This window comes from Rhizobacter terrae (assembly GCF_003852895.1).
GTDB lineage: Bacteria > Pseudomonadota > Gammaproteobacteria > Burkholderiales > Burkholderiaceae_C > Albitalea > Albitalea terrae.
The window spans coordinates 481,649-505,271 of the sequence record NZ_QUSW01000003.1; the positions used below are offsets into that span (position 1 = coordinate 481,649).

At 69.0% G+C, this 23,623-nt stretch carries 23 protein-coding genes; 17 read left to right on the plus strand and 6 right to left on the minus strand.

Annotation, left to right across the window (positions count from 1 at the left end; genetic code table 11):
- Positions 1-35: 35 nt before the first annotated feature.
- Positions 36-752, minus strand: coding sequence for an aspartate/glutamate racemase family protein (locus DZC73_RS13785; protein ID WP_124540885.1), 717 nt, complete (start codon positions 750-752; stop codon positions 36-38).
- A 130-nt stretch (positions 753-882) separates the two neighbouring features.
- Between DZC73_RS13785 and DZC73_RS13790 the strand changes: the two genes are divergently transcribed.
- The gene (locus DZC73_RS13790) at positions 883-1,353 is read left to right on the plus strand and encodes an Lrp/AsnC family transcriptional regulator (protein WP_124540886.1); all 471 of its coding nucleotides are present in this window, start codon (positions 883-885) and stop codon (positions 1,351-1,353) included.
- On the opposite strand, the gene DZC73_RS13795 is transcribed toward DZC73_RS13790, so the two are convergent.
- Complete coding sequence (locus DZC73_RS13795; RefSeq protein WP_161974576.1) at positions 1,319-2,557, minus strand: acyltransferase family protein; 1,239 nt, start codon at positions 2,555-2,557, stop codon at positions 1,319-1,321. The genes DZC73_RS13790 and DZC73_RS13795 overlap by 35 nt on opposite strands.
- A gap of 121 nt (positions 2,558-2,678) precedes the next feature.
- Positions 2,679-3,569, minus strand: coding sequence for a LysR family transcriptional regulator (locus DZC73_RS13800; RefSeq protein ID WP_124540888.1), 891 nt, complete (start codon positions 3,567-3,569; stop codon positions 2,679-2,681).
- A 71-nt stretch (positions 3,570-3,640) separates the two neighbouring features.
- Between DZC73_RS13800 and DZC73_RS13805 the strand changes: the two genes are divergently transcribed.
- A complete protein-coding gene (locus tag DZC73_RS13805; protein ID WP_124540889.1) occupies positions 3,641-4,786 on the plus strand; it encodes an MFS transporter in 1,146 nt (381 codons plus the stop codon).
- 22 nt (positions 4,787-4,808) lie between these two features.
- Here DZC73_RS13805 and DZC73_RS13810 read toward each other — a convergent pair whose 3' ends face one another.
- Both DZC73_RS13810 and DZC73_RS13815 read right to left on the minus strand, forming a co-directional pair.
- Positions 4,809-6,047, minus strand: coding sequence for a cystathionine gamma-synthase family protein (locus DZC73_RS13810; RefSeq protein ID WP_124540890.1), 1,239 nt, complete (start codon positions 6,045-6,047; stop codon positions 4,809-4,811).
- Between the two features lie 69 nt (positions 6,048-6,116).
- On the minus strand, positions 6,117-8,117 hold the full coding sequence (locus DZC73_RS13815; protein ID WP_124540891.1) for a monovalent cation:proton antiporter family protein: 2,001 nt from the start codon (positions 8,115-8,117) through the stop codon (positions 6,117-6,119).
- 52 nt (positions 8,118-8,169) lie between these two features.
- Here DZC73_RS13815 and DZC73_RS13820 point away from each other — a divergent pair, with 52 nt between their 5' ends.
- From DZC73_RS13820 to DZC73_RS13835, 4 genes are all read left to right on the plus strand, one after another.
- Positions 8,170-9,225 (plus strand): KpsF/GutQ family sugar-phosphate isomerase, encoded by a 1,056-nt coding sequence (locus DZC73_RS13820; RefSeq protein WP_124540892.1) that lies wholly within the window; start codon positions 8,170-8,172, stop codon positions 9,223-9,225.
- Entirely contained in the window at positions 9,225-9,803 is a 579-nt protein-coding gene (locus DZC73_RS13825) for a KdsC family phosphatase (protein WP_124540893.1), read from the plus strand. The genes DZC73_RS13820 and DZC73_RS13825 overlap by 1 nt, the downstream gene beginning before the upstream one ends.
- 64 nt (positions 9,804-9,867) lie before the next feature.
- Positions 9,868-10,470, plus strand: a complete 603-nt coding sequence (gene lptC / locus DZC73_RS13830; RefSeq protein WP_124541147.1) for an LPS export ABC transporter periplasmic protein LptC — start codon at positions 9,868-9,870, stop codon at positions 10,468-10,470.
- 12 nt (positions 10,471-10,482) lie between these two features.
- Positions 10,483-11,286 carry an SDR family oxidoreductase gene (locus DZC73_RS13835; RefSeq protein ID WP_124540894.1) on the plus strand — a complete coding sequence of 268 codons (804 nt, stop codon included), beginning with the start codon at positions 10,483-10,485 and terminating at the stop codon, positions 11,284-11,286.
- Positions 11,287-11,378: 92 nt separating this feature from the next.
- Here the strand turns inward: DZC73_RS13835 and DZC73_RS13840 are convergent, their stop codons facing one another.
- On the minus strand, positions 11,379-11,870 hold the full coding sequence (locus DZC73_RS13840) for an RNA recognition motif domain-containing protein (protein ID WP_124540895.1): 492 nt from the start codon (positions 11,868-11,870) through the stop codon (positions 11,379-11,381).
- A gap of 327 nt (positions 11,871-12,197) precedes the next feature.
- Between DZC73_RS13840 and DZC73_RS13845 the strand changes: the two genes are divergently transcribed.
- The 11 genes from DZC73_RS13845 to DZC73_RS13890 all read left to right on the plus strand — a co-directional run bounded on the left by DZC73_RS13845 (position 12,198) and on the right by DZC73_RS13890 (position 23,619).
- On the plus strand, positions 12,198-13,118 hold the full coding sequence (locus DZC73_RS13845) for a hypothetical protein (RefSeq protein ID WP_124540896.1): 921 nt from the start codon (positions 12,198-12,200) through the stop codon (positions 13,116-13,118).
- 78 nt (positions 13,119-13,196) lie between these two features.
- Positions 13,197-14,603 carry a YdgA family protein gene (locus DZC73_RS13850; protein WP_161974577.1) on the plus strand — a complete coding sequence of 469 codons (1,407 nt, stop codon included), beginning with the start codon at positions 13,197-13,199 and terminating at the stop codon, positions 14,601-14,603.
- Between the two features lie 63 nt (positions 14,604-14,666).
- Positions 14,667-15,305: a MarC family protein gene (locus tag DZC73_RS13855; protein WP_124540898.1), complete on the plus strand. Its 639-nt coding sequence runs from the start codon at positions 14,667-14,669 to the stop codon at positions 15,303-15,305.
- Positions 15,306-15,310: 5 nt separating this feature from the next.
- On the plus strand, positions 15,311-16,354 hold the full coding sequence (locus DZC73_RS13860) for an NAD(P)H-dependent flavin oxidoreductase (RefSeq protein WP_124540899.1): 1,044 nt from the start codon (positions 15,311-15,313) through the stop codon (positions 16,352-16,354).
- Positions 16,351-18,639 carry a tetratricopeptide repeat protein gene (locus DZC73_RS13865; RefSeq protein WP_124540900.1) on the plus strand — a complete coding sequence of 763 codons (2,289 nt, stop codon included), beginning with the start codon at positions 16,351-16,353 and terminating at the stop codon, positions 18,637-18,639. The genes DZC73_RS13860 and DZC73_RS13865 overlap by 4 nt, the downstream gene beginning before the upstream one ends.
- A 123-nt stretch (positions 18,640-18,762) precedes the next feature.
- Positions 18,763-19,959: a DegT/DnrJ/EryC1/StrS family aminotransferase gene (locus tag DZC73_RS13870; protein WP_124540901.1), complete on the plus strand. Its 1,197-nt coding sequence runs from the start codon at positions 18,763-18,765 to the stop codon at positions 19,957-19,959.
- 19 nt (positions 19,960-19,978) lie between these two features.
- Positions 19,979-20,680, plus strand: a complete 702-nt coding sequence (locus DZC73_RS13875; RefSeq protein ID WP_161974578.1) for a GNAT family N-acetyltransferase — start codon at positions 19,979-19,981, stop codon at positions 20,678-20,680.
- Positions 20,677-21,663, plus strand: a complete 987-nt coding sequence (locus DZC73_RS13880) for a methyltransferase domain-containing protein (protein WP_124540903.1) — start codon at positions 20,677-20,679, stop codon at positions 21,661-21,663. The genes DZC73_RS13875 and DZC73_RS13880 overlap by 4 nt, the downstream gene beginning before the upstream one ends.
- Positions 21,660-22,643, plus strand: coding sequence for a glycoside hydrolase family protein (locus DZC73_RS13885; RefSeq protein ID WP_124540904.1), 984 nt, complete (start codon positions 21,660-21,662; stop codon positions 22,641-22,643). The genes DZC73_RS13880 and DZC73_RS13885 overlap by 4 nt, the downstream gene beginning before the upstream one ends.
- Positions 22,640-22,873: an acyl carrier protein gene (locus DZC73_RS29700; RefSeq protein WP_161974579.1), complete on the plus strand. Its 234-nt coding sequence runs from the start codon at positions 22,640-22,642 to the stop codon at positions 22,871-22,873. The genes DZC73_RS13885 and DZC73_RS29700 overlap by 4 nt, the downstream gene beginning before the upstream one ends.
- Positions 22,870-23,619 carry an SDR family oxidoreductase gene (locus DZC73_RS13890; RefSeq protein WP_161974580.1) on the plus strand — a complete coding sequence of 250 codons (750 nt, stop codon included), beginning with the start codon at positions 22,870-22,872 and terminating at the stop codon, positions 23,617-23,619. Before DZC73_RS29700 ends, DZC73_RS13890 begins: the two co-directional genes overlap by 4 nt.
- Positions 23,620-23,623: the final 4 nt, after the last annotated feature.

Genomic DNA, 23,623 nt, shown 5'->3' on the forward strand with positions numbered 1-23,623 from the left:
GGCGTTCGCCGGTATGAGGTGAATGCGGTGACTCGTCAGTGCTGCATGGACGCGAAGGTTTGACCCTCCAGCGCGAAATCCACCGCCGCCATCGCATGCAGCGTCGTCGTGTCGAAGATCGGATGCTCGATGTCGTGGCTGGCCAGGATCAGCGGCAGTTCCGTGCACCCGAGCACCATGCCCTGCGCGCCGCGTGAGGCGAGTTCGCTGCAGATCTCCTGCAAGGCACGCCGCGAACTGTCCCTGAACACGCCCTTGCACAGCTCCTCGAAGATGATGCGGTGCACCTCGCGGCGCCCGGCCTCGTCGGGCACCACGCACTCGATGCCGTGCTCGGCCAGGTGCTCGACGTAGAACGGCTGCTCCATGGTGAAGCGCGTGCCCAGCAGGCCCACCTTGTGAAAGCCCCGGGCCAGGATGGCCCGCGCCGTGACTTCCGCGATGTGCAGCAGCGGCACCGTGATGGCCGATCGCACCTCCGGCGCCACCTTGTGCATGGTGTTCGTGCCGATGAGCACGCAATCCGCGCCGCCGTCCTGGAGCCGCCGCGCCGCTTCCGCGAGGATGCGGCTCATGCCCGGCCAGTCCTGCGCCCGCTGGCGGGTGGCGATGTCCTCGAAGTCCAGGCTGATGATGTGGAAGGGCGCCGAATGCAGGCCGCCCAGACGGCGTCCGACTTCGCGGTTGATGGTCTGGTAGTACAGGGCGGTGGATTCCCAGCTCATGCCGCCGATCAGGCCGATGGTCTTCATGGAAAGCTCGTGGTGTCGGGTGGTCGATGGGTTGGAAGTTTGCCCATGCTCCCGGAGCATTTGGTCGCAATTTTTGGCGCGGCTGAGTTGGGGTTGGCAATTTCATGCTCATTCAGCTCAAAATCGCGACATGAAATCACTCGATGCCACCGACCGGGCGATCCTGGCCTTGCTCCAGGAGGATGCCGACATCCCCATGGCCAAGCTGGCCGAGGCGGTGAACCTCTCGCCCACGCCCTGCTGGCGCCGCGTCCAGCGGCTCAAGGAAGATGGCGTCATTACCCGGCAGGTCGCCTTGCTGGACCCGGCCAAGCTCAACCTGGGCGTGACGGTGTTCGTCTCGGTGCGCACCAACCAGCACAGCCAGGCCTGGTTCGACCGCTTCCACGCGGCCGTCACCCAGATCCCCGAGGTGGTCGAGTTCTATCGGATGAGCGGCGAGATGGACTACCTGCTGCGCGTGGTGGTGCCCAGCATCGCCGCCTACGACGCGGTCTACAAGCGGCTGATCGCCGGGTCCGACCTCTTCGACGTGAGCTCCAGCTTCGCGATGGAAGAGATCAAGCTCACGACGGCATTGCCGCTGGACTATGCCCTGTGAGCGCCGATGAGGGCGCGCTCTCGCTGCGCTGCCCGCGCAGCCGCCGACGCGCCGGCACCTCGATGAAGCGGTAGCACAGCACCGACGCGCCCACGGTGGTCAGCAGCATCAGCACGTGGACCGGGATGGTGTTGTACTCGCCCAGGAAGCCCAGCCACTGGAACGACAGGAAGGACCAGTGGATGATGTACAGCGCATAGCTGGCCTCGCCCAGCGTCACCATCCACGAGCGCTCCAGCAGCGGGCTCAGGAAGGTGCGGCCCGAGGCACAGGCGAGGATCAGGATCGTGAAGGGCGCGATGTACGCGCCGTACTTGGCCGACACGTCCAGCAGCCACAGCTCGGCGCTCGGGCCGGTGTAGTCGCCCGACCAGATGCGCATGGCCACCAGCGCCAGCGACACCACGATGGCCAGGTTGCGCCAGCCCTGGCTCTTCAGCACGCCCAGGCCGAAGCCCGGTGCACCGCGCAGGCTTTGCACGAACCACCGCCCCGCCAGGCAGCCGCACAGGAACTCGCTGTAGCGCAGGATGGGGCTGTAGACCATGGCGATGTAGCGCGTCTCGTCGGCCACCGGCGTCACGTAGGTCAGCACGTGGATGACTGCCGCATACAAGGCGATGCCGCCCGCGGCCACGGCCAGGTAGAACGCGAACAGCGTGCGCTTGCCCGGCTTCCAGCGGCACAGCCAGGCGCACACGAAGGGGAAGGTCGCGTAGAAGAAGAACTCGGCCGCCACGCTCCAGGCGGGCGTGTTCCAGAACATCGCGAAGGGCACGCTCGGAATCCAGGCCTGCAGGCCCAGCAGGTTCAGCAGCCACGAGGCGAAGAACATCTGGCCCTGTCCCTGCGCAGCGAAGGCGCCGGCATGGGCGCGTTCCCACACGTGCCAGGGCGTGTCCAGCAGCAGGCCCAGCACGTAGATCGGGTAGATGCGCGCGAAGCGGAAGCGCTGGAAGCGCCAGAAGGAGCCGGCCTGCACGCCGGTCTCGAACCAGTCCTGGTAGCGGTAGGTGAGGATGAAGCCGCTCAGGATGAAGAAGAAGGTCACCCCGTACTGCCCGCCCACGATGCCGCGCAGCACCCACGGTTCCAGCGGGCCGAACATGTCGCGGTAGTGCAGCAACAGCACCGCGAAGGCGGCGAAGAAGCGCAGGCTGGTGATGGCCTTGATGTCGGCGGGCGCGTGGTGGGTGGGCTGCATACCAATTCCAGACCATTTCAGCAGTGGCGCATTGTGGCGAACCGGCCGGGCCGGCGGAAGCCCGTTCGTGTAACTTGTTCCTCCGCTGAAACCCGGGGATGGGTTTCGGAGCGTCGCCCCCTCACGTCCGCTCGTCGAAGCGCCCGATGGCCTGCGCCACCCGCGTGGGCAGGGCATCGTCAGCGTCGTCGCTGCGGTGGCACACGACCACCGTGCGCTTGAGCGCCGGCCGCAAGGGCACGGCTCGCACGTCCCGCGGCAGGGGCGTCGAACCGGCCTCCAGCGGCATCACCGCGGCGCCGTAGCCGGCGCTGATCAGGCCGCGGGTGACCTCGTCATAGGGCATTTCCAGGCGCGGCGTCGGCTGCAGGCCGGCCTGCGCGAACCAGGCCATCAGCTGCATGTAGATGTGCGTCGTCGGCTCGTTGACGATGAACGGCCGGGCCGCGAGCCAGCGCGGCGTCACGTGGGCCGGTGCCTTCCACGCCTTGGGCACCACCGCCAGCAGCGGCGTGCTGCGCCACAGCTGGGCGCTGATGCCTTCGCCCACCGGCAGGCCGCCTGCCACGACCGCCACGTCCAGGTCGCCGGCCTTCAGCGATTGCAGCAGGTCGATGGATCGGCCGGTGTGCAGTTCGATCTGCGCATCGCCGAACTGCGCCTCCAGCATGCGCAGCAGCCCGGGCAGCACATGCGACAGCCCGCCGGTGGACGCTCCCACCCGCACGTGCGAGGCGATGCCCAGGCTGCGCCGCTTGACCGAGTCGACCGTGTCGCGAGCCTCGCGCAGCAGCCGCCGCGCGCGCTGCACCAGCTCCTCGCCGGCCGGCGTGGGGCTGACGCGCCGCGGGCCGCGCACCACCAGCGCCACGTCCAGCCGCTTCTCCAGTTCGCTGACGTGCAGGCTCACTGCCGGCTGCGACAGGTGCAGGGCGCGCGCAGCCAGCGTGAAGCTGCCGAGTTCGGCCACGGTGACGAGGGTGCGCAGCTGGTCGAGGTTGAGTTCGCGCATCAGGTTTCCTGATGAAGAGATGAGCAAGTATCGTTTTCCGGATCGATGAAGCCAAGGCAAGATGCTGGCCGATGACGCTTCCCCGATCCATTCCCATCGCGCTGATGTGCATGCTCCAGCACGCCTCGGCGACCGGCTGCCGCGCGGTGCTCCCGCTGATCGCGCTGGCGCTGGGCGCCAGCCCGGCGGCAGCCGGTGCGCTGGTGGCGACGCAGGCCCTCGCGCCGGCGGTGCTGAGCCTGCCCATCGGCAAGCTCGTGGCGCGGCGGGGCACGCGGTTTGGCGCCGGCATCGGCACGGCGCTGGGCGGCCTGGCGTTCCTCGTGATGGCGGCGCTGGCCTCCGCCTGGCATGCCGCCCTGCCCTTCGTGGTGGCGGCGGCCGTGGGCCTGGGTTTTGCGCTGACCCTGGTGAGCGTGCAGCGCGAACTCGGGCATTGCGTGGACGAAGGCGAGGCGCGGGCCTATGACCATTTCTCGCTGTTCGTCGCAATCTCGGGAAGCGCAGGTCCGCTGCTGGCCGGCTTCTGCTTGAGCGCCTTCGGTGCAAAAGGCGCCGCCATCGGCCTGGCGATGCTGGTCGCGGCGTCCATCACCACCATGCGCTGGTGCGGCGCGCGCTGGTCGCCGGTGCCGGCGCAGCCCGGTCCGCAGGATCGTGCCCAGGCTCCGGCCGCCAGTTCATCGCTCAACCGTCCCGCACGGGTGCTGTTGCGCGCCGAGGTGGTGATCTCGCTGCTCTGGAACGCCACGGCGATGCTCGCCATCCTGCGTTCCCATGACGCGGGCTGGAGCGCCGCCCAGGGCGCGGCGGTGCTGTCGGTGCTGGGTGCGGGCGTGGCCGCTGCGCGCATCGCGGGCCCCTGGATCACGCACCGGGCAAGCGACGTGGCGCTGATCAGGCTGTCCATGGCCGCGGCCGGCCTGGGCGTGGCGAGCTTCGTGGTGCCGCTGCCCTGGCTGGCGGTGTGCGCCCTGCAATTCGTCGTCGGCGTGGGACTGGGCGTGTCGCTGCGGCCGGTGCTGTCCGAGTTGCATCGCCGATGCGACGCCGAGGGCTACACCGGCGTGCTGGCCATCCGGCAGCTGCTGCTGAACCTGTGTGCCGTGGCCGGACCGGCCGCGATGGGCCTGCTCGTCGGCGCGCCCTGGAGCGGCGCGGTGTTCGCCGTGCTCGGGGCGATGGCCGTGCTGTCGGCCTGGGCGATGGAGGTCTGATCCCCGCAGCCTGGGCTGCCGGTCACCCGCCGGCCAGCGCCTGGTCGAAATCGGCGATCAGGTCTTCAGGATCTTCCAGGCCGACCGACACCCGCACCAGCCCTTCGGCGATGCCCATCTGCGCGCGCACCTCGCGCCCGGCCTCCCAGAAGATGGTGGGTGCCACCGGAATGACCAGCGTGCGCGTGTCCCCCAGGCCCGTGGCCTTGATGGGAATGCGCAGGCGATTGAGCACCGGCAGCACCTGGGCTTCATCGCGCAGCTCGAAGGCCATCAGCCAGGAGCCGCCACGGAACAGCTTCTTCACGATCGGGTACTGCGGGTGCGACTCCAACGCCGGGTAGTGCACCTTGCCCACGGCCGGATGCGCTTCCAGGAAGTGCGCCAGCGCCAGCGCCGTCTCGCTGCACTGGTTCAGGCGCAGGCTGAGCGTCTCCGAGCCCACGCTGATGCTGTGCGCCTGTTCCGACGAGAGCGAGCCGCCCATGTCGCGCAGGCCCTTCTTGCGGATCTGCTGCAGGCCCCAGCCTTTCGCATCGCCCTTGCGGTACGCCGCGGCGATGTTGGGATAGCCCGACCAGTCGAAGAGCCCGGTGTCCGTCACCGCCCCGCCCAGCGCCGCGCCGTGCCCGGCGATGCTCTTGCTCAACGAGTTGATGACCAGCCCTGCGCCCACGCCCTTGGGCAGGAAGAGGCCGGGCGAAGTGACGGTGTTGTCCACCACGTACAGCAGCCCGCGCTCGCGGCACAGCTGGCCGATGGCTTCGAGGTCGGGCACCTGGGTGCGCGGGTTGGCGATGGTCTCCACGAACACCATGCGCGTCTCTGGGCGGATGGCCGCGCGCACCGCCTCCACCGAGGTCGCATCCACCTTGCTCACGGCGATGCCGAGGTCGCCCATCGTGCCCAGCAGGCTGTTGGTGTTGCCGAACACGTACTGGCTGCACACCAGGTGGTCGCCGGCCTTGAGCAGGGTGAGGAAGGTGGCGGTGACGGCCGCCATGCCGCTGGCGAAGCAGATGGTGCCCGTGCCGCCTTCCATGCGGGTGATCTTGCTCTCCAGCGCGGCGGTGGTGGGCGTGCCCTGGCGGGCGTAGTTGAAGCTGCCCTTGAGCGTGCCCTGGAACACGCCGATGAGGTCTTCGACCTTCTCGAAGCCGTACTGGACGGAGGTGTGGATGGGCTTGTGCAGCCCGCCGTGCTCCACGCCGAACTGGCGGTCGGAGTGCAGCGAGCTGGTGGTGAATCCGGGTTCTGGCATGGCGGTGCTCTCGCAAATCAGCGCAAGCAGTCTGCCAGAAGCCGAAGACCGGCCCGGCCGGTGGGGCCGTCAGGTCGACCCCAGCAGCTTCTCTTCGGCCAGCGCCAGCGGCTCAGGCAGGCCCGAGAGCACCAGCGTGTCGCCGGCCGAGAGCACCACGTCGTCGCGCGGCTTGGTGACGGCGCCCGACGACTTGCGCAGTGACACCACCGACACGCCCACCGCGTGCAGGGCCTGGTCGGCCAGCGAGCGGCCCACGCACTGCGCGCCCGAGGGCAGCGTGACGCTGGCCAGGCGGGCAGTCTGCAGTTCGTCCACCGTGTCGTCGTCCGCGCCGTGGAAGTAGCCGCGCAGCAGGCCGTAGCGCGCATCGCGCTGGTCCTGCACCACGCGGATCACCCGCCGCATGGGCACGCCCACCAGCGCCAGCGCGTGGCTCGCCAGCATCAGCGAGCCTTCCAGCGCCTCGGGCACGACCTCGGTGGCGCCGGCGCCGCGCAGCTTTTCGAGGTCGGCATCGTCCAGCGTGCGGATGATGACCGGCACCTTGGGCGCGTGCGCCTGCACGAGGTGAAGAATCTTCAGCGCCGACGGCGTGTCGTGGTAGCTCACCACCACCGCGCTGGCGCGCGCCAGGCCGGCAGCCATCAGGCTTTGCAGCCGCGCCGCGTCGCCGAACACCACGCTCTGGCCCGCGGCGGCGGCCTGCCGCACGCGGTCGGGGTCCAGGTCCAGCGCCATGTAGGGGATGTGCTCGCCTTCCAGGATGCGCGCCAGGTTCTGCCCGCTGCGGCCGTAGCCGGCGATGATCACGTGGCTGGCGGTATTGATGGAGCGCTTGGCGATGGTGGTCATCGCCACCGACTGCATCAGCCAGTCCGACGAGCTCAGCCGCATCACGATGCGGTTGCTGTACATCACGATGAAGGGCGTAGCCAGCATGCTCAGCACCATGCTGGCGAGCACCGGGCTTTGCAGGTGCGGCGGCAGCAGCTTCTGGTCGGTGGCCAGCGCGAGCAGCACGAAGCCGAACTCGCCGGCCTGCGCGAGGTACAGGCCAGTGCGCAGCGCCACGCCGGTACCGGCGCCGAACAGCTTGGCCAGCGCGGTGACCAGGCCGAACTTGAACACCACCGGCAGCAGCGTGAGCGCGATCACCAGCGCCCATTCGCCCACCACGGCCATGAGATCGAGCTTCATGCCGATGGTGATGAAGAACAGGCCCAGCAGCACGTCGTGGAAGGGCCGGATGTCGGTCTCCACCTGGTGCTTGTATTCGGTCTCCGCGATCAGCATGCCGGCGATGAATGCCCCCAGCGCCAGCGACAGGCCCGCATGCTCGGTGACGTAGGCCAGCCCCAGCGTGACCAGCAGCAGGTTGAGGATGAACAGCTCCTCGCTCTTTCGCCGCGCCACCAGCGTGAGCCACCAGCGCATGACGCGCTGCCCACCCACCAGCAGCAAGGTCAGCACGACGGCGGCCTTCAGTCCGGCCAGGGCCAGCTCGCGGCCCAGCGATTCGGGCGACGAGCCCAGGGCGGGAATCACCACCAGCAGGGGCACCACGGCCAGGTCCTGGAACAGCAGCACGCCCATCACGCGGCGGCCGTGCTCGCTCTCCAGTTCCAGCCGCTCGGCCATGAGCTTGACCACGATGGCGGTGCTGCTCATCGCGAGTGCGCCGCCCAGTGCGATCGCGCTCTGCCAGTTCAGGCTCCAGGCGCGGCCCAGCATGCCCACCAGCCAGGCCATCAGCAGGTTGCCCGCCAGCGCGGCGACGATGGTCAGCCCCACCTGGCTCAGGCCCAGGCCGAACACCAGCCGCCGCATGCTCTTGAGCTTGGGCAGGTTGAACTCCAGCCCGATCACGAACATCAGGAACACCACGCCGAACTCGGCCAGGTACTGCACGCTCGCCGAGCCCTTGGCCAGGGCCATCGCGTTCGGGCCGATGACCACACCCACGGCGAGGTAGCCGAGCATGGGCGGCAGCTTCACCAGGCGGCAGACCACCACGCCCGCGACCGCGGCGACCAGGTAGAGCAGGACGAGTTCGAGAGAAGAGGCCATTCCGGTGGGGTTGAAAGACAGCCGGGCAGCAGGTTCGCAAGGCCCATGCCCGATGGTCGGCGCCGGCTGGAGCCGTGCCTACAATCGGCCCCATCCTAAACGCACACCTGCGTCCCCCGTGCCTGCAAAACCCTCATTCGATGCGCCTCGCGCGCTGCAGCTCGCGCACCAGACCTTTGACATCGAAGCGCGTGCGCTGCTGGGCCTGAAGGCGCGGCAAGGCGAGAATTTCGGCGAGGCGGTGCGCACCATGCTGCAGTGCACCGGCCGCGTGGTGGTGATGGGCATGGGCAAGAGCGGCCACGTGGGCCGCAAGATCGCCGCCACGCTCGCCTCCACCGGCACGCCGGCGATGTTCGTGCACCCGGCCGAGGCCAGCCACGGCGACCTGGGCATGGTCACCCGCGGCGACGTGGTACTGGCGATTTCCAATTCAGGTGAGGTGGACGAGATCGCCGCCATCCTGCCCGCGCTCAAGCGCCTGGGCATCACGCTGGTGGCGATGACCGGCCGCACCGAGTCCACCCTCGCGCAGCATGCGGACATCGTGCTCAGCAGCGCGGTGGACGAAGAGGCTTGCCCGCTGAAGCTCGCGCCCACCGCCAGCACCACCGCGCAGATGGCGCTGGGCGACGCGCTGGCCGTGGCGCTGCTGGACGCGCGCGGCTTCCGCGAGGAAGACTTCGCGCGCTCGCACCCCGGCGGTTCGCTGGGCCGCAAGCTGCTCACCCACGTGCGCGACCTGATGCGCACCGGCGAGGCGCTGCCGCGCGTGAGCCCCGAAACCGGCTTCACCGACATGATGCGCGAGATGAGCAGCAAGGGCCTGGGCGCTGCGGCCATCTGCGATGCCGACGGCCACGTGCTGGGCATCTTTACCGACGGCGACCTGCGCCGCGGCATCGAGCAGGGCCGCGACCTGCGCGATCTCAAGGCCGGCGAGGTGATGCACAAGAAGCCGCGCTCGGTGTCGCCGGACGCCCTGGCCGTCGATGCCGCCGACCTGATGGAAGAGGCGCGCATCACCCTCGTCCTCGTCGTGGACCGTGAGAACAAGCTCGTGGGCGCGCTCAACTTCAACGACCTGATGCGGGCGAAAGTCATCTGATGGCGCCCGTGCTGCTGACTCCGGCCATCGCTTTCCCACCCGAGCTGCTGCTCAAGGCCCAGGGCATCCGTGCGGCCATCTTCGACGTGGACGGCGTGCTCACCGACGGGCGCATCTACATCAGCGAGCGCGGCGAGGAATTCAAGGCCTTCAGCACGCTCGACGGCCACGGCCTGAAGCTGCTCGCGCAAGGCGGCATCGCCCCCATCGTCATCACCGGCCGCGATTCACCGGCGGTGCGCAAGCGCGTGGCGGATCTCAGCATCCAGCATGCCGTCTACGGCGCACACGACAAGCTGGCTGCCGCGGCCGGCGTGATGAAGACGCTCAACATCGACTGGACGGCCCTGGCCGCCATGGGCGACGACTGGCCCGACCTGCCGCTCATGACCCGCGCGGCGTTTGCCTGCGCGCCGGCCAACGCGCACATCGAGGCGAAGGCGGTGGCCCACCACGTCACGCAGGCCCAGGGCGGATACGGCGCCGCGCGCGAATGCTGCGACCTGCTGCTGACGGCTGCCGGCCGCTACGCCTCGCTGCTGCACGGCCACCTCGTCACGCTGGACGATGGCCACTGACATCATCCAGGAGACCAACGTGCTCGCGCCCAGTGCGGCGGGCGCGACCATCCGCCATGCCGACATGCCCTGGTCGGCGCGGCTCATCTCGCAGCTGTCGGCCTACCTGCCGCTGCTGCTGATGGCCATGCTCGCGCTGGGCACCTGGTGGCTGGTGCAGAACACACCCATGGCCGAGGCGCCGCAGGTGGCAGCCCCGCCCCGGCACGAGCCCGACTACCAGATGTCGCATTTCACCGTGCGCCGCTTCGGCCCGGACGGCGCCATGCGCGCGCAGATCGACGGCGACATGATGCGCCACTACCCCGACACCGACACGCTGGAGATCGACAACGTGCGTGTCCGCGCCGTGGCCCCCGACGGGCGGGTGACGCTGGCCAACGCCAACACGGCGCTGTCGAACGCCGATGGCAGCGAGCTGCAGCTCAAGGGCGGCGCCCACGTGGTGCGCGAGGGGCTGAACGGCGAGGAGCCCATGGAGTTCCGCGGCGAGTTCCTGCATGCCTTCCTGAACACCGAGAAGCTGCGCTCGCACCTGCCGGTGACGCTGACCCGCGGCGGCATGGAGATCCGCGCTGACGCGATGGACTACGACAACCTCGACCGGACGGTGCAGCTCAAGGGCCGCGTGACCGCCACCATTCCGCCGACCGCGCGCGGCAAGTAGAAGAACCCCACCATGAGTCCCACATCCACCGCCCTCGTCGCCACGGGCCCGCTGGTGTTCATCACCGGTGCGTCCAGCGGCATCGGGCAATCGCTGGCCGCGCGCTACTACCGGGCGGGCTACCGCATCGCGCTGGTCGCGCGGCGGGCGAACGAGGTGCAGGCCTGGGCGCAGACCCAGGGGCTGGACCCGGCGCGCGTGGGCGTGTACGGCGCCGACGTGCGCGACATCGCGAGCATCACCGCCGCCGGCCGCGCCTGCATCGAGCAGCAGGGGCTGCCGGACGTGGTCATCGCCAACGCCGGCATCAGCGTGGGCATCGACACCGCCATCTATGACGACCTCGAGGTGATGCGCTCGACCTACGAGACCAACAACATCGGCATGGCGGCCACCTTCCATCCGTTCGTGGCCGGCATGTGCAAGCGCGGCAGCGGGCGGCTGGTGGGCATCGCAAGCGTCGCGGGCATCCGCGGCCTGCCGGGCCATGGGGCGTACTGTTCGAGCAAGGCCGCGGTCATCAGCTACTGCGAGAGCCTGCGTGGCGAATGCCGGCCCTTCGGCGTGAAGGTGGTGACCATCGCGCCGGGCTACGTGGCCACGCCGCTTACCTCCGAGAACCGCTACAGCATGCCCTTCCTCATGCAGCCGGACGACTTCGCCGACCAGGCCTTCCGCGCCATCGAGGGCGGCGTCACCTTCCGCGTGATCCCCTGGCAGATGGGCGTGGTGGCCAAGCTGTTGCGTGCGTTGCCGAACTGGCTGTTCGACCGTGCGCTGGCGGGTCGGCCGAGGAAGAACCGCAAGACGCAGTAACGCCGGCCAATGAAAAAGGCGGTGAGCTCGTCGCTTCACCGCCTTTCGCAGCCCGGTGTGAGCACCGGGCCGACTGCCTTGTCGGGTCTGGATCAGTAGCCGCCGCTGCCGCCACCGTAGCCGCCGCGACCACCGCCGCCGCCGCCGTAGCCACCACCGCCGGAGCGGCCGCCGCCACCACCACCGTAGCCGCCGCCGCCGGAGCGGCCACCGCCACCACCGCCGTAGCCGCCACCACCGCCGCCGCCGTAGCCACCACCACCACCGGAGCGGCCACCGCCGCCACCGAAGCCGCCACGGCTACCGCCACCGCCGCCGAAGCCACCCGGACGCTCTTCGCGGGGACGGGCTTCGTTGACGACAACGGCGCGGCCGTCGAGGGATTGGCCGTTCATGCCATTGATGGCAGCTTGGGCCTCGGCATCAGAGCCCATCTCCACGAAGCCGAAGCCCTTGGAGCGACCGGTGTCGCGGTCCATCATGACCTTGGCGGAGGTCACCGTTCCGAATTGCGCGAACGCGCCTTGGAGGTCGTCGTCGCGAACGCTGTAGGCGAGGTTGCCCACGTAAAGTTTGTTGCCCATGGAGAGCGCCTTTCGTTTCCTGTATCAGACAGTCCTGTGGAGCTTCAACCTATCCTGAACCAATCAAGCAAAGGCGCTGCTACCTAACAAGGGAAAATCCATTATGAAGTAAACGCGAAATCGTGCGCAAAGCCGCGCGAAATAAAGTGTTGTTTTCGGGCAGAAGGATTTGAGGCGCAGGTAAATCGCACAGGGTTACCCAGGAGCCTCAGGTAAAAAAAGCCGGCCGTTCCCTCGTGCAAACCCTTAAATTCGGCGCCGGCCGATATCATCCGCCGCCGTTGCCCCGCGAGTTTCCGCAGGCCCCTCATTTTCGAAACCGCTCCCATGGCCCACCGCAGTCCGCTGGATGCGTTGAACATCGTGCTTTCAAGCGTCGACGCGGTGCGCAACCTGCGTGCGCTCTACGTGCTGCTGCTGACCTTTTCGGTGGCGGGGTTGCTCACCGCCATGGCTGAAAATGCCCTGGCGCAGGGTTCGATGCAGGTGGGTGCGCTGGAGGCCGCGGCGGCGCTGTTTGCCGCCTTCTATGGCGGCAATGCGGCCGGCATCCTCGTGATGGACGACGCCCGCGGCGCCCCGGTCCGCGACATCGTCGAAGCCTTGCGCGCCTCGCTGTTCACCGCGCACCGGCTGATCCTCGCGCTGGTGCTGATGCTGGCGGGCTACGCCCTCTTCGGTGCGGTGCTGTTCGGGCTGCTGTGGCTGTGCCGTGCCTCGGTGACCGGGCCGGTCATCGGGCCGATGCTGTTCGGCGCCGTCGTGCCGCTGGGCGTGGTGGGCGTGGGCGTCGCGCTGCTGTCGCTGGTGGCGGTGGTGGTACCTCTGGCCGCACCTGCCATCTGGTCCGGCGAACCGGTGCTGCCGGCGGTGCGCCAGCTCTTCCTGTGGGTGCGCCAGCGCCTGCTGACGGTGGCGCTGCTGATGTCCGCCGTGAGCCTGCTCACCGGTGCCGTCGGCGCGCTGGTCACCTTTGCCGTGATGATGGGCGGCCGCGTCATTGCCGTGATGGGCGTGACGGTGGTGGGTGTGGACGTGCCGGCGCAGCAGCTCATGGCCGGCCTCTTCGGCTACGGCCTGCGCAGCCTGGGTGCCGCGGGCGCGCCCACGGGCTCGACCGGCCATGCGGCGGCCGCGCTGGTCGGCGGCGGCATGGTGTTCGCGCTGGCGCTGGTGCTGCCCGGGCTCGTCTACCTGCGGGGCACCTGCTCGGTCTACCTCGCCATGCGCAACAGCAGTGTGAACTGATGCCGCGGCCGCATGGGCCGGCCTGACTACACTTCGCGCACCGGATTCATAGATCACACACCAAGAGAGGAAGAGGGAATGAACAAGGGCTTGATCGCCGCGGCTGCTGCCGTGGCCCTGGCAGGCGTGGCCGTCGTCGGCGGAGCCGCCGTGACGGGTTCGCAGGCCATGAAGAAGATCCAGGGCGCCCCGGCGCAATGGCAGGCGCAGTGGCCGCTGATGAAGGTGGTGGACCAGAAGTACCAGAAGAGCCTGTTCAGCGCGACCCACACCCTCACGCTGTCGTTCGGTTGCGGTGCCACCACCGACAACCCCATCACCATCCGCCAGACCATCCAGCACGGCCCGCTGCCGGGCTTCAAGACGCTGGCCGCCGCGGTGATCGACACCGAGATCGTGGTGCCTGACAACGAGAAGAAGGCCGTGGCCGCGCTGATCGGCAGCGACAAGTCGCCCTTCACTGCGCACACCGTGGTCGGCTTCGGCGGCGCGACGAGCACCAGCTTCAGCATCCCCTCGATGAACTTCAATGCGCCCACGGGCGAGAAGGTGGCGTGGCAGGGCCTGAGCGGCGATGTGAAGCAAGGCGGCGGCAAGATCCTCTACGACGTGGCAAGCCCCGGCTTCAGCTTCAGCGGCAAGGACGAGAAGTCCACCGTCGACATGAAGCTCGCGGCCCTGCGCATCCACGGCGAGATGGGCGATTCAGCCGGTTCGTTCTGGCTGCGCCCGGGCACCGGCGAGTTCGAGCTGGTGTCGCTGGACATGAACGCCACCAGCAGCGCCCAGCCCGGCATGCCGCCGATGAAGGTGGCGCTGTCGCAGCTCAAGGCCTCGGCCGAGAACAAGCTGGAAGGCGAGCTGCTGTCCAACACCGGCAAGTTCAGCGCCAAGGGCACGGTCAACGACGTGCGCGTGGACAAGATGGAGTTGCAGGCCTCGATCAAGCGCATCCATGCGCCCACCTACCAGCGCTTCATCCAGCGCGTGATCGACACCAGCACCGCCGCCTGCGACATGAAGCAGCCGGTGTCGCCGCAGGTGCTGATGGGGCAGATGCAGCAGGACTTCGCTGCCCTGCTGCCGCACAACCCCGAGTACGCCCTGGACAAGCTGGCCGTGGAGATCGACGGCAAGCGCGGCGAGATGTCGTATTCGGTGGGCGTGGCCGGCGCGACCGCCGCCGATGCCCAGCTGCCGCTGATGGCGCTGCTGATGACCAAGGGCCAGCTGCGCGGCGAGGCCAAGCTGCCCTCGCTGTGGGTGGAGAAGATGCTCGGCCGCTTCGGCGGTGGCCCGCAAGGCGCCCAGGCCGATCCGGCCGCGCAGGCTGAGATGGCCAACGTGATGATCACCAAGTTCGTGAACGACGGCTACCTCGTCAAGGACGGCGAGATGCTCGCCTCCAAGATCAGCTTCGAGAAGGGGCAGCTCACCGTCAACGGCAAGGCCATCACGCCGCCTGGTGCACCGCCGCAGCAGTGACCTCGCCCGGGCAATGACCCCCGGAACGCGCGGGCTGCGGCCCGCGCCTCACAATCAGCCCCCATGGACCTGCTCAAGCCGCTGATCGCGCTGTTGGCCATCGTCAACCCCATCGGGGTCGTTCCCTTCTTCATCCACTTCACGCAGAACCTCACGCCCGAGCAGCGCAAGCGGACCATCCGCGTCAGCGCCTTCACGGCCTTCATCGTCATCGCGGTGAGCGCCATCGCGGGCCTGAAGATCATCGAGTTCTTCGGCATCTCGCTCGCGTCGTTCCAGGTGGGCGGCGGCACCTTGCTGCTGATCTCGGCCATCCAGATGCTCAACGCCCAGCCAGCCGAGGGCCGCAAGGAGGACGTGAGCGAAGGCGAGAGCAAGGTCGACGCGGGCGCGAGCATCGCTGTCGTGCCGCTGACGATTCCGCTGCTCACTGGCCCCGCCACCATCTCCACCATGGTCATCTATGCCGACAAGACGCGGCACTGGTGGCAGATTGGCGTGCTGGTGGGCTATGGCGTGGTGGTGGCGCTGGCGACCTTCCTCGTGTTTTCCGCCTCGGGCCGCATCGCGCGAGTGCTGGGGCAGACGGGCATCAACATCATGACGCGGCTGATGGGCCTGATCCTCGCCGCGCTGGCCGTCGAACTGCTCGCCGACGGCCTGACCAAGCTCTTCCCCGTTCTTGCGAGCAACCTGAGGTAGCTCCCATGGCGAACACGCTCACCCGGTCCCTCGGCATCGAACATCCGATCGTCCTCGCGCCGCTGGGAGGCGAGTCGGCCGGCACGGCCCTGGTGGCTGCTGTGAGCAATGCGGGCGGGCTGGGCATCCTCGGCGCGGCCTACATGACGCCCGCGCGCATCGGCGAGGCGATGGCCGAGATCCGCTCGCTCACGGACAAGCCCTTCGGCGTGAACCTGTTCTGCCAACAGGACTGGCAGCGCGACCCGGCGAAGGAGGCGGTCTTCATCGAGCGCTTGTCGATCTACCACGCCGAACTGGGCATGCCGCCGGTGCAGGTGCCGCAGAAGTTCGAGGAGGACTTCGAGGCGCAGCTCGAGGTGGTGCTTGACCACGCGCCGGCCGTGTTCACCTTCACCTTCGGCGACCTGGGGCCCGTGCGCATCCAGGCCCTGCAGCAGCGCGGCGTGAAGGTCTGGGGCACGGCCACGCAGGTGCGCGAGGCGGTGCACCTGGCGGCGCTGGGCGTGGACGGCATCGTGGCGCAGGGTGCGGAGGCCGGCGCGCACCGCGGCACCTTCATGGGGTCTCGAGACGACGGACTGGTGGGCACCATCGCGCTGATCCCGCAGGTGGTGGACGCGGTGAAGGTGCCGGTGATCGCCGCGGGCGGCATCGCCGATGCGCGCGGCGTGGCGGCGGTGCAGGCCCTGGGCGCAAGCGCCGCCGCGGCCGGCACCGTGTTCCTGCTGGCCGATGAATGCCCGATCTCCGCGGCCTACCGCGAGGCCTTGCTGCAGGCCCAGGACCACCAGACCGTGATGACCCGCGCCTTCAGCGGGCGCTGGGCGCGCGGCCTGGAGAACCGCTTCATGCGCGAGTACGCCAACGCAGACCTGCCGGACTTCCCGATTCCCAATGCGCTGACCCGGCCGTTGCGCCAGGCCGCAGGCAAGGCGGGCAAGGCCGAGTTCCTGTCGCTGTGGGCAGGCCAGGCCGTCGCGATGGCCGAGCGCACCAGCGCGGCGAACATCGTCGGCAAGCTCGCACAAGGCTGGCGGCACGAATGAGCCGCCCCGCAGCCAAGGCAGGACGCAACGATCCCTGCCCTTGCGGCAGCGGGAAGAAATACAAGAACTGCTGCCTGCCCAAGGAGCAGGCGGCGCCGGCGGCCGATCCGCAGGCGGTGCTGCAGATGGCCATCGCCCACCACCAGGGGGGCCGGCTGAGCGAGGCGGAATCCGGCTATCGCGAGGTGCTGCAGCAGCGCCCGAACGACCCGGACGCGCTGCACCTGCTGGGCCTGGTGGCGCACCAGGTGGGGCAGCATCAGGGCGCGGTCGAGCTCATCACACGCGCCCTGCAGATCAAGCCGCGCTATGCCGGCGCCCACAACAGCATCGGCACGGCACTGGCCGCCCTGGGCCGCCATGAGGAGGCGGTGGAGCACTACCGCGCGGCCCTGGGTGTCGAGCCCGACTTCGAGGAAGCGCACGTCAACCTGGGCATGTCCCTGCGCGGCCTCGGGCGGCTGGACCAGGCGCAGGCGAGCCTCGTGCGTGCCGTCGCGCTCAATCCACGATCCGTCTCCGGGCACCTCAACCTCGGGCTGCTGCTGCACGGCCAGGGCCGCGCCAGCGACGCCATCCCCGTGTACGAACGGGCCCTGCAGGCCGCGCCCCAGCATGCAGCGACGCTGAACAACCTGGGCGCTGCGCTGGCGGACACCGGCCGCTGGGATGCAGCCATCGAGCGCTACCGGCAGGCCATTGCCTTGCAGCCGGCCTACGCCGATGCGCACAACAACCTCGGCCTCGCGCTGACGGAAAAGGGACGCTTGCAGGAGGCGTTGCAAAGCTACGAGCGCGCCATCGACGCTCGTCCCGACTACGCCGAAGCCTTCAGCAACCTGGGCGTGCTGCTGCAGGAGGTGGGCAACCTCGAACAGGCGCAGCAGTGCTACCGGCGCGCCCATGAGCTCGGCGCGCCCGGCGCGATCTACCGCTGGGCGCTGATGCTGCCGGCCATCATGGGCACGCGCGACGAGGTGCTGGCCTCGCGCGAGCTGTATGCGAAGAACGTCACGGACCTGCTGCGTTCGCCGCCCCCGCTGGCCGACCCGCTGCACGACGTGGGCGCCACCAACTTCTTCCTGGCCTACCACGGCCTGAACGACCGCGAACTGCAGGCGCAGGTGGCGCAGCTGTACGAGGCGGCCTGCCCCGGCCTGGCCTTCGCGGCGGCGCACTGCACCCAGCCGCGCCGGCCCGGCCCGGTGCGCATCGGCTTCCTGTCCAAGTTCATCTACAACCATTCGGTATCGCGCTGCTTCAGCAAGACGGTGCGCGAGCTGGCGAAGACCGGGCGTTTCGAGGTCGTGCTCATTTCCAGCACCGATGCACAGCAGGCCCAGGTGGAGGCTGCCTACGAAGGCTTCGACGGCGCGCGTGTGCACCTGCCGCTGAACCTCGATGCCGCGCGCCAGGGCATCGCCGCCTTGTCGCTGGACGTGCTGATGTACATGGACATCGGCATGGACCCGCAGAGCTACTTCCTCGCCTTCGCGCGGCTGGCCCGCGTGCAGGGCGTGATGGGCGGGCATCCGGTGACCACCGGCATCCGCCAGGTCGACTGGTTCCTCACCACCGACGCCATGGAGCCGCCCGGCGCCGAGGACCACTACACCGAGCAGCTCGCGCACTTCCCCTTCGGCGTGTCCTTCTTCGAGCGGCCGCCCGTGCCGCAGCGATTGAAGACCCGCGCCGAACTCGGCCTGCCCGAGGACCGGCACCTCTACCTGTGCCCAATGAAGCTGCAGAAGATGCACCCGGACTTCGATGCCGCGATGTCGCGCATCCTCCAGCTCGATCCGCAAGGCGTCATCGTGCTCTTCGCCGACGACCGCCACGAGACCTGGGCCCCGCGGCTCGCGCAGCGCCTGGACCGCACCGTCGACCCGGCCGTGCGCGAACGCATCGTCTTCCACCCGTGGATCAGCGACTACGGCGACTTCATCAGCGCCAACGCCGCGGCCGACGTGGTGCTCGACCCTTTCCACTTCGGCATCGGCTCCACGCTGGTGGCCACCTTTGCGGTTGGCACGCCCATCGTCACCTGGCCGGGGCACTTCCTGCGCGGCCGCGGCGGCGTGGGCTTTTGCCGCATGCTGGGCGTGGAGGAATGCGTGGTCGACGACCAGGCCGCCTACCCCGAACGCGCCGTGCAATTCGCCACGGATGCCGCCTTGCGCGAGCGCGTGCGCGAGAAGATCGCGGCAGCCAGTCACCGCTTCTATGACAACCACGAACCCATCCACGATTTCGTGCGATGGCTCACGGCCTTGCCCCTGGGCTGACTGGATGGCCGGGAATTGGTGGGGCTTTCGGGCTTTCCTCCGGCTCAAGAAAAGCGCCGGCCCGCCAACAATGCCAGTCATGACCTTGCGTCACCCGTGAAGTCCGACGTCAGGAGACCGTGAATGCCTGCCATCCCGCTGATGATTCCCGACCTGCCGCCTGCCGCGGCGGTGCTGCCCTACCTGGAGCGCATCGACGCGGCCAAGTGGTACACGAACTTCGGTCCGCTGGTGAAGGAATTCGAAGCGCAGCTGCTCGTGCAGCTCGCGCCGGGACGTGAAGACATCCGGCTGGTCACCACCTCGAACGCGACGGTGGCCATCGAGATGGCGCTGCAGGCCCTGCACCTGCCCAGGGGCGCGCGCGTGCTGGTGCCGGGCCTCACTTTCGTGGCCACCGGCACCTCCGTGATCCGCGCCGGCCACGAACCCGTCATGTCCGACGTCGATGCCGACTCCTGGCTGCTCACGCCCGCGATCGCCTCGCGTGCCCTGGCCGCGACCCGCATCGATGCCGTCCTTCCCGTCGCCACCTTCGGCTGCCCGCAGGACGTGGACCAGTGGCGCGCCTGGAGCGAGCAGACCGGCGTGCCGGTGCTCATCGACGCGGCCGGCGCCTTCGGCAACCAGCCGGTCGGCCCGGTGCCGGTGGTGTTCAGCCTGCATGCCACCAAGTCGCTGGGCATCGGCGAAGGCGGCTTCGTCGTGTCCGACGACGCGGACTTCATCGAGCGCATCCGCCGCCTGAGCAACTTCGGCATCGGCGCCAACCACGGCGAGGTGGACGAAGCCGGCACCAACGGCAAGATGAGCGAATACCACGCCGCCGTGGGCCTGGCCGCGCTGCCGCGCTGGCAGGCCAAGCGCGAGGTGCGGCTGAGCCTGCAGGCGGGCTACCGCCTCGCGCTGCAGCAGCACGCGCCCACGGTGATGTGGCAGGACAAGCCCGAGGGCATCCCTACCATCCTGGTCGTCGCCATGCCCTCGGGCGTGGATGCCGGCGCCATCGCCTCGCGCCTGGCCACCCGCGGCATCGAGACGCGCCGCTGGTACTGCCCGCCGCTGTTCGAGCACCGTGCCTTCGCCGGCTGCGACGCCGCCGGTCCGCTGGACGTGAGCCGCGACATCGCCGGCCGCCTGCTGGGCCTGCCCTTCCACCTGCATCTGCAGATCGACGACGTGAGCACCGTGTGCAGCGAGCTCGGGGCCGCGATCGACGACGAACAGTCGCACCACACCTCGCCCGCGGCGCTGGACTTCGTGTCCCTGCCTGCGAAGACCGCGGTTCATCGCCCCCGCCGTGCTGCCCGCCGCGGTTGAAGCGCAAGCCTTTCCCCTGATGCGCGGCGTGCTGGAAGGCACGCAGCCCGGGACGGTCTGGTCCTCGGGCGAATCGGCGCTGGTCGTGGCGCGCTTCGGCTTCATGCAGTGGCTGGGTGAATGCGACGACGATGCGTTCTTCGACGACATCGCCGCACGACTGCAGCGCGGCGATCCGGCACTGCCCGGCTACCTGCTCTGGTACGACCCGCCACCGCGCTGGATGGCGTGGTGCCGCGAGCGCACCCTGCGGGAACGCGAGCGTGTGCGCTGGCGATTCGAAGCCCCGCCAGAGCGCGGGATCGCCATGGACCGCGGCCTGCGTGTCGAGGGTTGGAGCCCTGCACTGCTGCCGGCCATTGAAGCCTTCGGGATGTTTCCCATGCGCTTCTGGAACAGCCTGGACGACCTGCTGGAACACGGCGCAGGCATGGCCATCGTCGACGAACAGGAGCGCGTCATCGCCGCAGCCTATGCCGCCGGCATCGGCGCAGGACAGGGCGAGATCGACATCGCCGTGGCGCCGGACCACCGAGGCCAGGGCTTGGGCTTCCTCGTGGGTCGTGAATTGATCCGCGCCTTCGAGGAGCGCGGCATACTCCCCGCGTGGGACTGCTTCGCGAGCAACGAAGCCTCGATGCGCCTGGCCGCGCGCCTGGGCTTCCAGCCGGCTCGCCGCTACGTGATGGTGTCGTTCAACGTACCGCTGGACATCGCATGAACCCAAGCCTCTACCGCTGCCCGGTGTGCCATGCGTCGCTGGCCCAGGACGCGCAGACCCTGGTGTGCGCGCAAGGACATCGGCATCCCGTCGTCGACGGCCTGCCCGACTTCGTGCCGCAGGAGTCGCTCAACGAAGAGCAGCGCCAGTCCATCGACTACTACGACCAGTCGGCCGCCATCTACGACGACGTGGCCGACCTGTCCTTTCGCATCCAGAAGCAGGACGAAGCCGTCACGCGGCGCGAGTTCGTCAAGCTGCTGGCGCTCCAGCCCGATGACCGCGTGCTGGAGATCGCCACCGGCACCGGGCGCGACGCGGTGAACATCGCCGAGCAGCTCGGTGCGGACGGCCTGCTGTGCGCGATGGACCTGTCGCGCGCCATGCTGCTGCGCTGCCGCGAGAAGCTGGCCGATGCAAAGCCTGCGGTCGAGCTGTGCGTGGGCTCCGCGTCCAGCCTGCCCTTTGCCGACGGCACCTTCGACGCGCTCTTCAGCTTCGGCGGCCTCAACGTCTTCCCCGACGTGGCCGGTGCGCTGCGCGAGATGGTGCGGGTGTGCAAGCCCGGCGCGCGCATCGTGGTGGGCGACGAAAGCCTCGGCCCCTGGCTGCATGAATCGGAATACGGCCGCATCCTGCTGCACAACAGCCCGCTGTTCAGGCACCAGCCGCCGCTGCACCTGCTGCCGGTGCAGGCGCGCAAGGTGCGGCTGCAATGGGTGGTGGGCGCGGCCTACTACCTCATCGACTTCGAGGTCGGCGAAGGCGAGCCGCCGGCCGACTTCGACATCGAGATCCCCGGCGCGCGGGGCGGCACCTTGCGCACCCGCTACCACGGCCGGCTGGAAGGCGTGAGCCCCGAGACCCTGGCGCTGGCCCGCAAGGCGCGCGAGAAGTCGGGCCAGAGCATGCACCACTGGCTGGACGACGTCGTGCGGGCCGCTGCCTTGAAGGCGCTGGAAGACGACGGTTCGAGTTCATGACCGAACCACGATTTCGCTGGAGGAAGCTCGGCCGCGTCTTCGCCCCCGACGGCTCGCAGCCGTGGATGCACAGCCATTGCCAGAACCCGGTGCCGCTGCTGATGAGCGATCGCCTGCGGGTGTTCTTCAACACCCGGCAGCGCAGCGGTGACGACGGCATGACCAAGTCCTGCGCGACCTTCATCGACCTCGATCTGGCCGACCCCACGAAGATCATCGCCCTGCCCCAAGGCCCGCTGCTGCCCTTCGGCCCGCTGGGCAGCTTCGACGAATTCGGCTCCATGGCCGGCACCGTGCTGCGCATCAGCGACACCGAGGTGTGGGTCTACTACGTGGGCTGGAGCCGCAACCTGGGCGTGCCCTACAACCACGCCATCGGGCTGGCCGTGAGCCACGACGGCGGCACGACCTTCCGGCGCATCGGCGACGGCCCGGTCATCGGCCGCAGCGTGAACGAGCCCTACATCCAGAACAGCCCCTTCGCGATGAAGCGCGACGGGCTCTACCACCTCTTCTACAGCTCGGGCCTGGGCTGGAAGCTGCATGAAGGCAAGCCCGAGAGCATCTACGTGCTGATGCAAGCAAGCTCTGAAGACGGCATCCACTGGCAACGCGACGGCCGGCCCACCGTGCCCTTCGTCGTGGACGACGAATGCCAGACCAACCCCAGCGTGCTGGAGCTGGATGGCCGCTTCCACCAGTGGTTCTGCTACCGCCATGGCCTGGACTTCCGCAACGGCACGCGCGGCTATCGCATGGGCTATGCCTGGTCGGACGACATGCGGCACTGGCACCGCGATGATGCGCAAAGCGTGCTGGAGCCGTCCGCGCAGGGCTGGGACTCGGAGATGGTCTGCTACCCCAGCGTCTTCACCCTGCCGGATGGGAAGACCTGCATGCTCTATAGCGGCAACGGCTTCGGCCGCGAGGGTTTCGGCATTGCGGTGTGGGACAACGATCCCGCACAATCAGCGCGGTGAACCCCGAACTGCACACACTCATCGCCAACGCGCTGAAGATGCCGCCCGGCAGCGTCGGCCCCGACACCGCCATGGACGCCACCCCCGCCTGGGACTCGCTCGCCCACATGGATCTCGTGGTGAGCATCGAGGAGCACTACGGCATCCAGCTCGCCCCCGACGACATGGTGGCGATGCGCTCGGTGGGCGCCATCGCCGCGCTGCTCAAGGCCAGGGGTGTGATCCAGTGAGTCCGCAAGGCAAGGTCATCATCGTCACCGGCGCAGCCGGCAACCTGGGGCGGGTGATCGGCGATGCGCTGCAGGCGCAGGGCGCCATCGTGGTGGCCTGGGACCGGGACGCGCAGGCGCTGGAGACGCTCCAGCGCGAGCAGCCGGCCCGCACCTGCCTGGCCTGCGACCTGACGGATGAAGCTCAGGTGGCGCACGCCCTGGCCGAGACGGTGAAGGTGCATGGGCGCGTCGACGGCCTCGTCAACAACGCCGGCCTCATCCACAACACGCTGCTGTTCAACATGATGGGCGGCGACCAGCGCCGGCACTCGCTGGCGGACTGGCATCGCGTGGTGGATGCGAACCTCACGTCGACCTTCGTGGCCACGAGCCACGTGGTCGAGCACATGGCGATGACGCGGACCAAGGGCGTCATCGTCAACATCAGTTCCATCGCCGCCGGCGGCAATGCCGGGCAGAGCGCCTACGCCGCGGCCAAGGCAGGCGTGGAATCGCTGACGGTGACCTGGGCCAGGGAACTGGGAGCCATGGGCATCCGCGTGGTGGCGATCGCGCCGGGCTTCGTGGACACGGAATCGACGCGCCGCGCCCTGAGCGAGGCCGTCATCGCCGACCTGACCCGCCGCACGCCGCTGCGCCGGCTGGTCGCACCGAAGAGCATCGCGCAGGCGGTGCTCTTCGCCTTGCAGGACGACGACCTGAGCGGCGTGGTGCTGCCGCTGGACGGCGGGCTGAGGATCTGAGCGC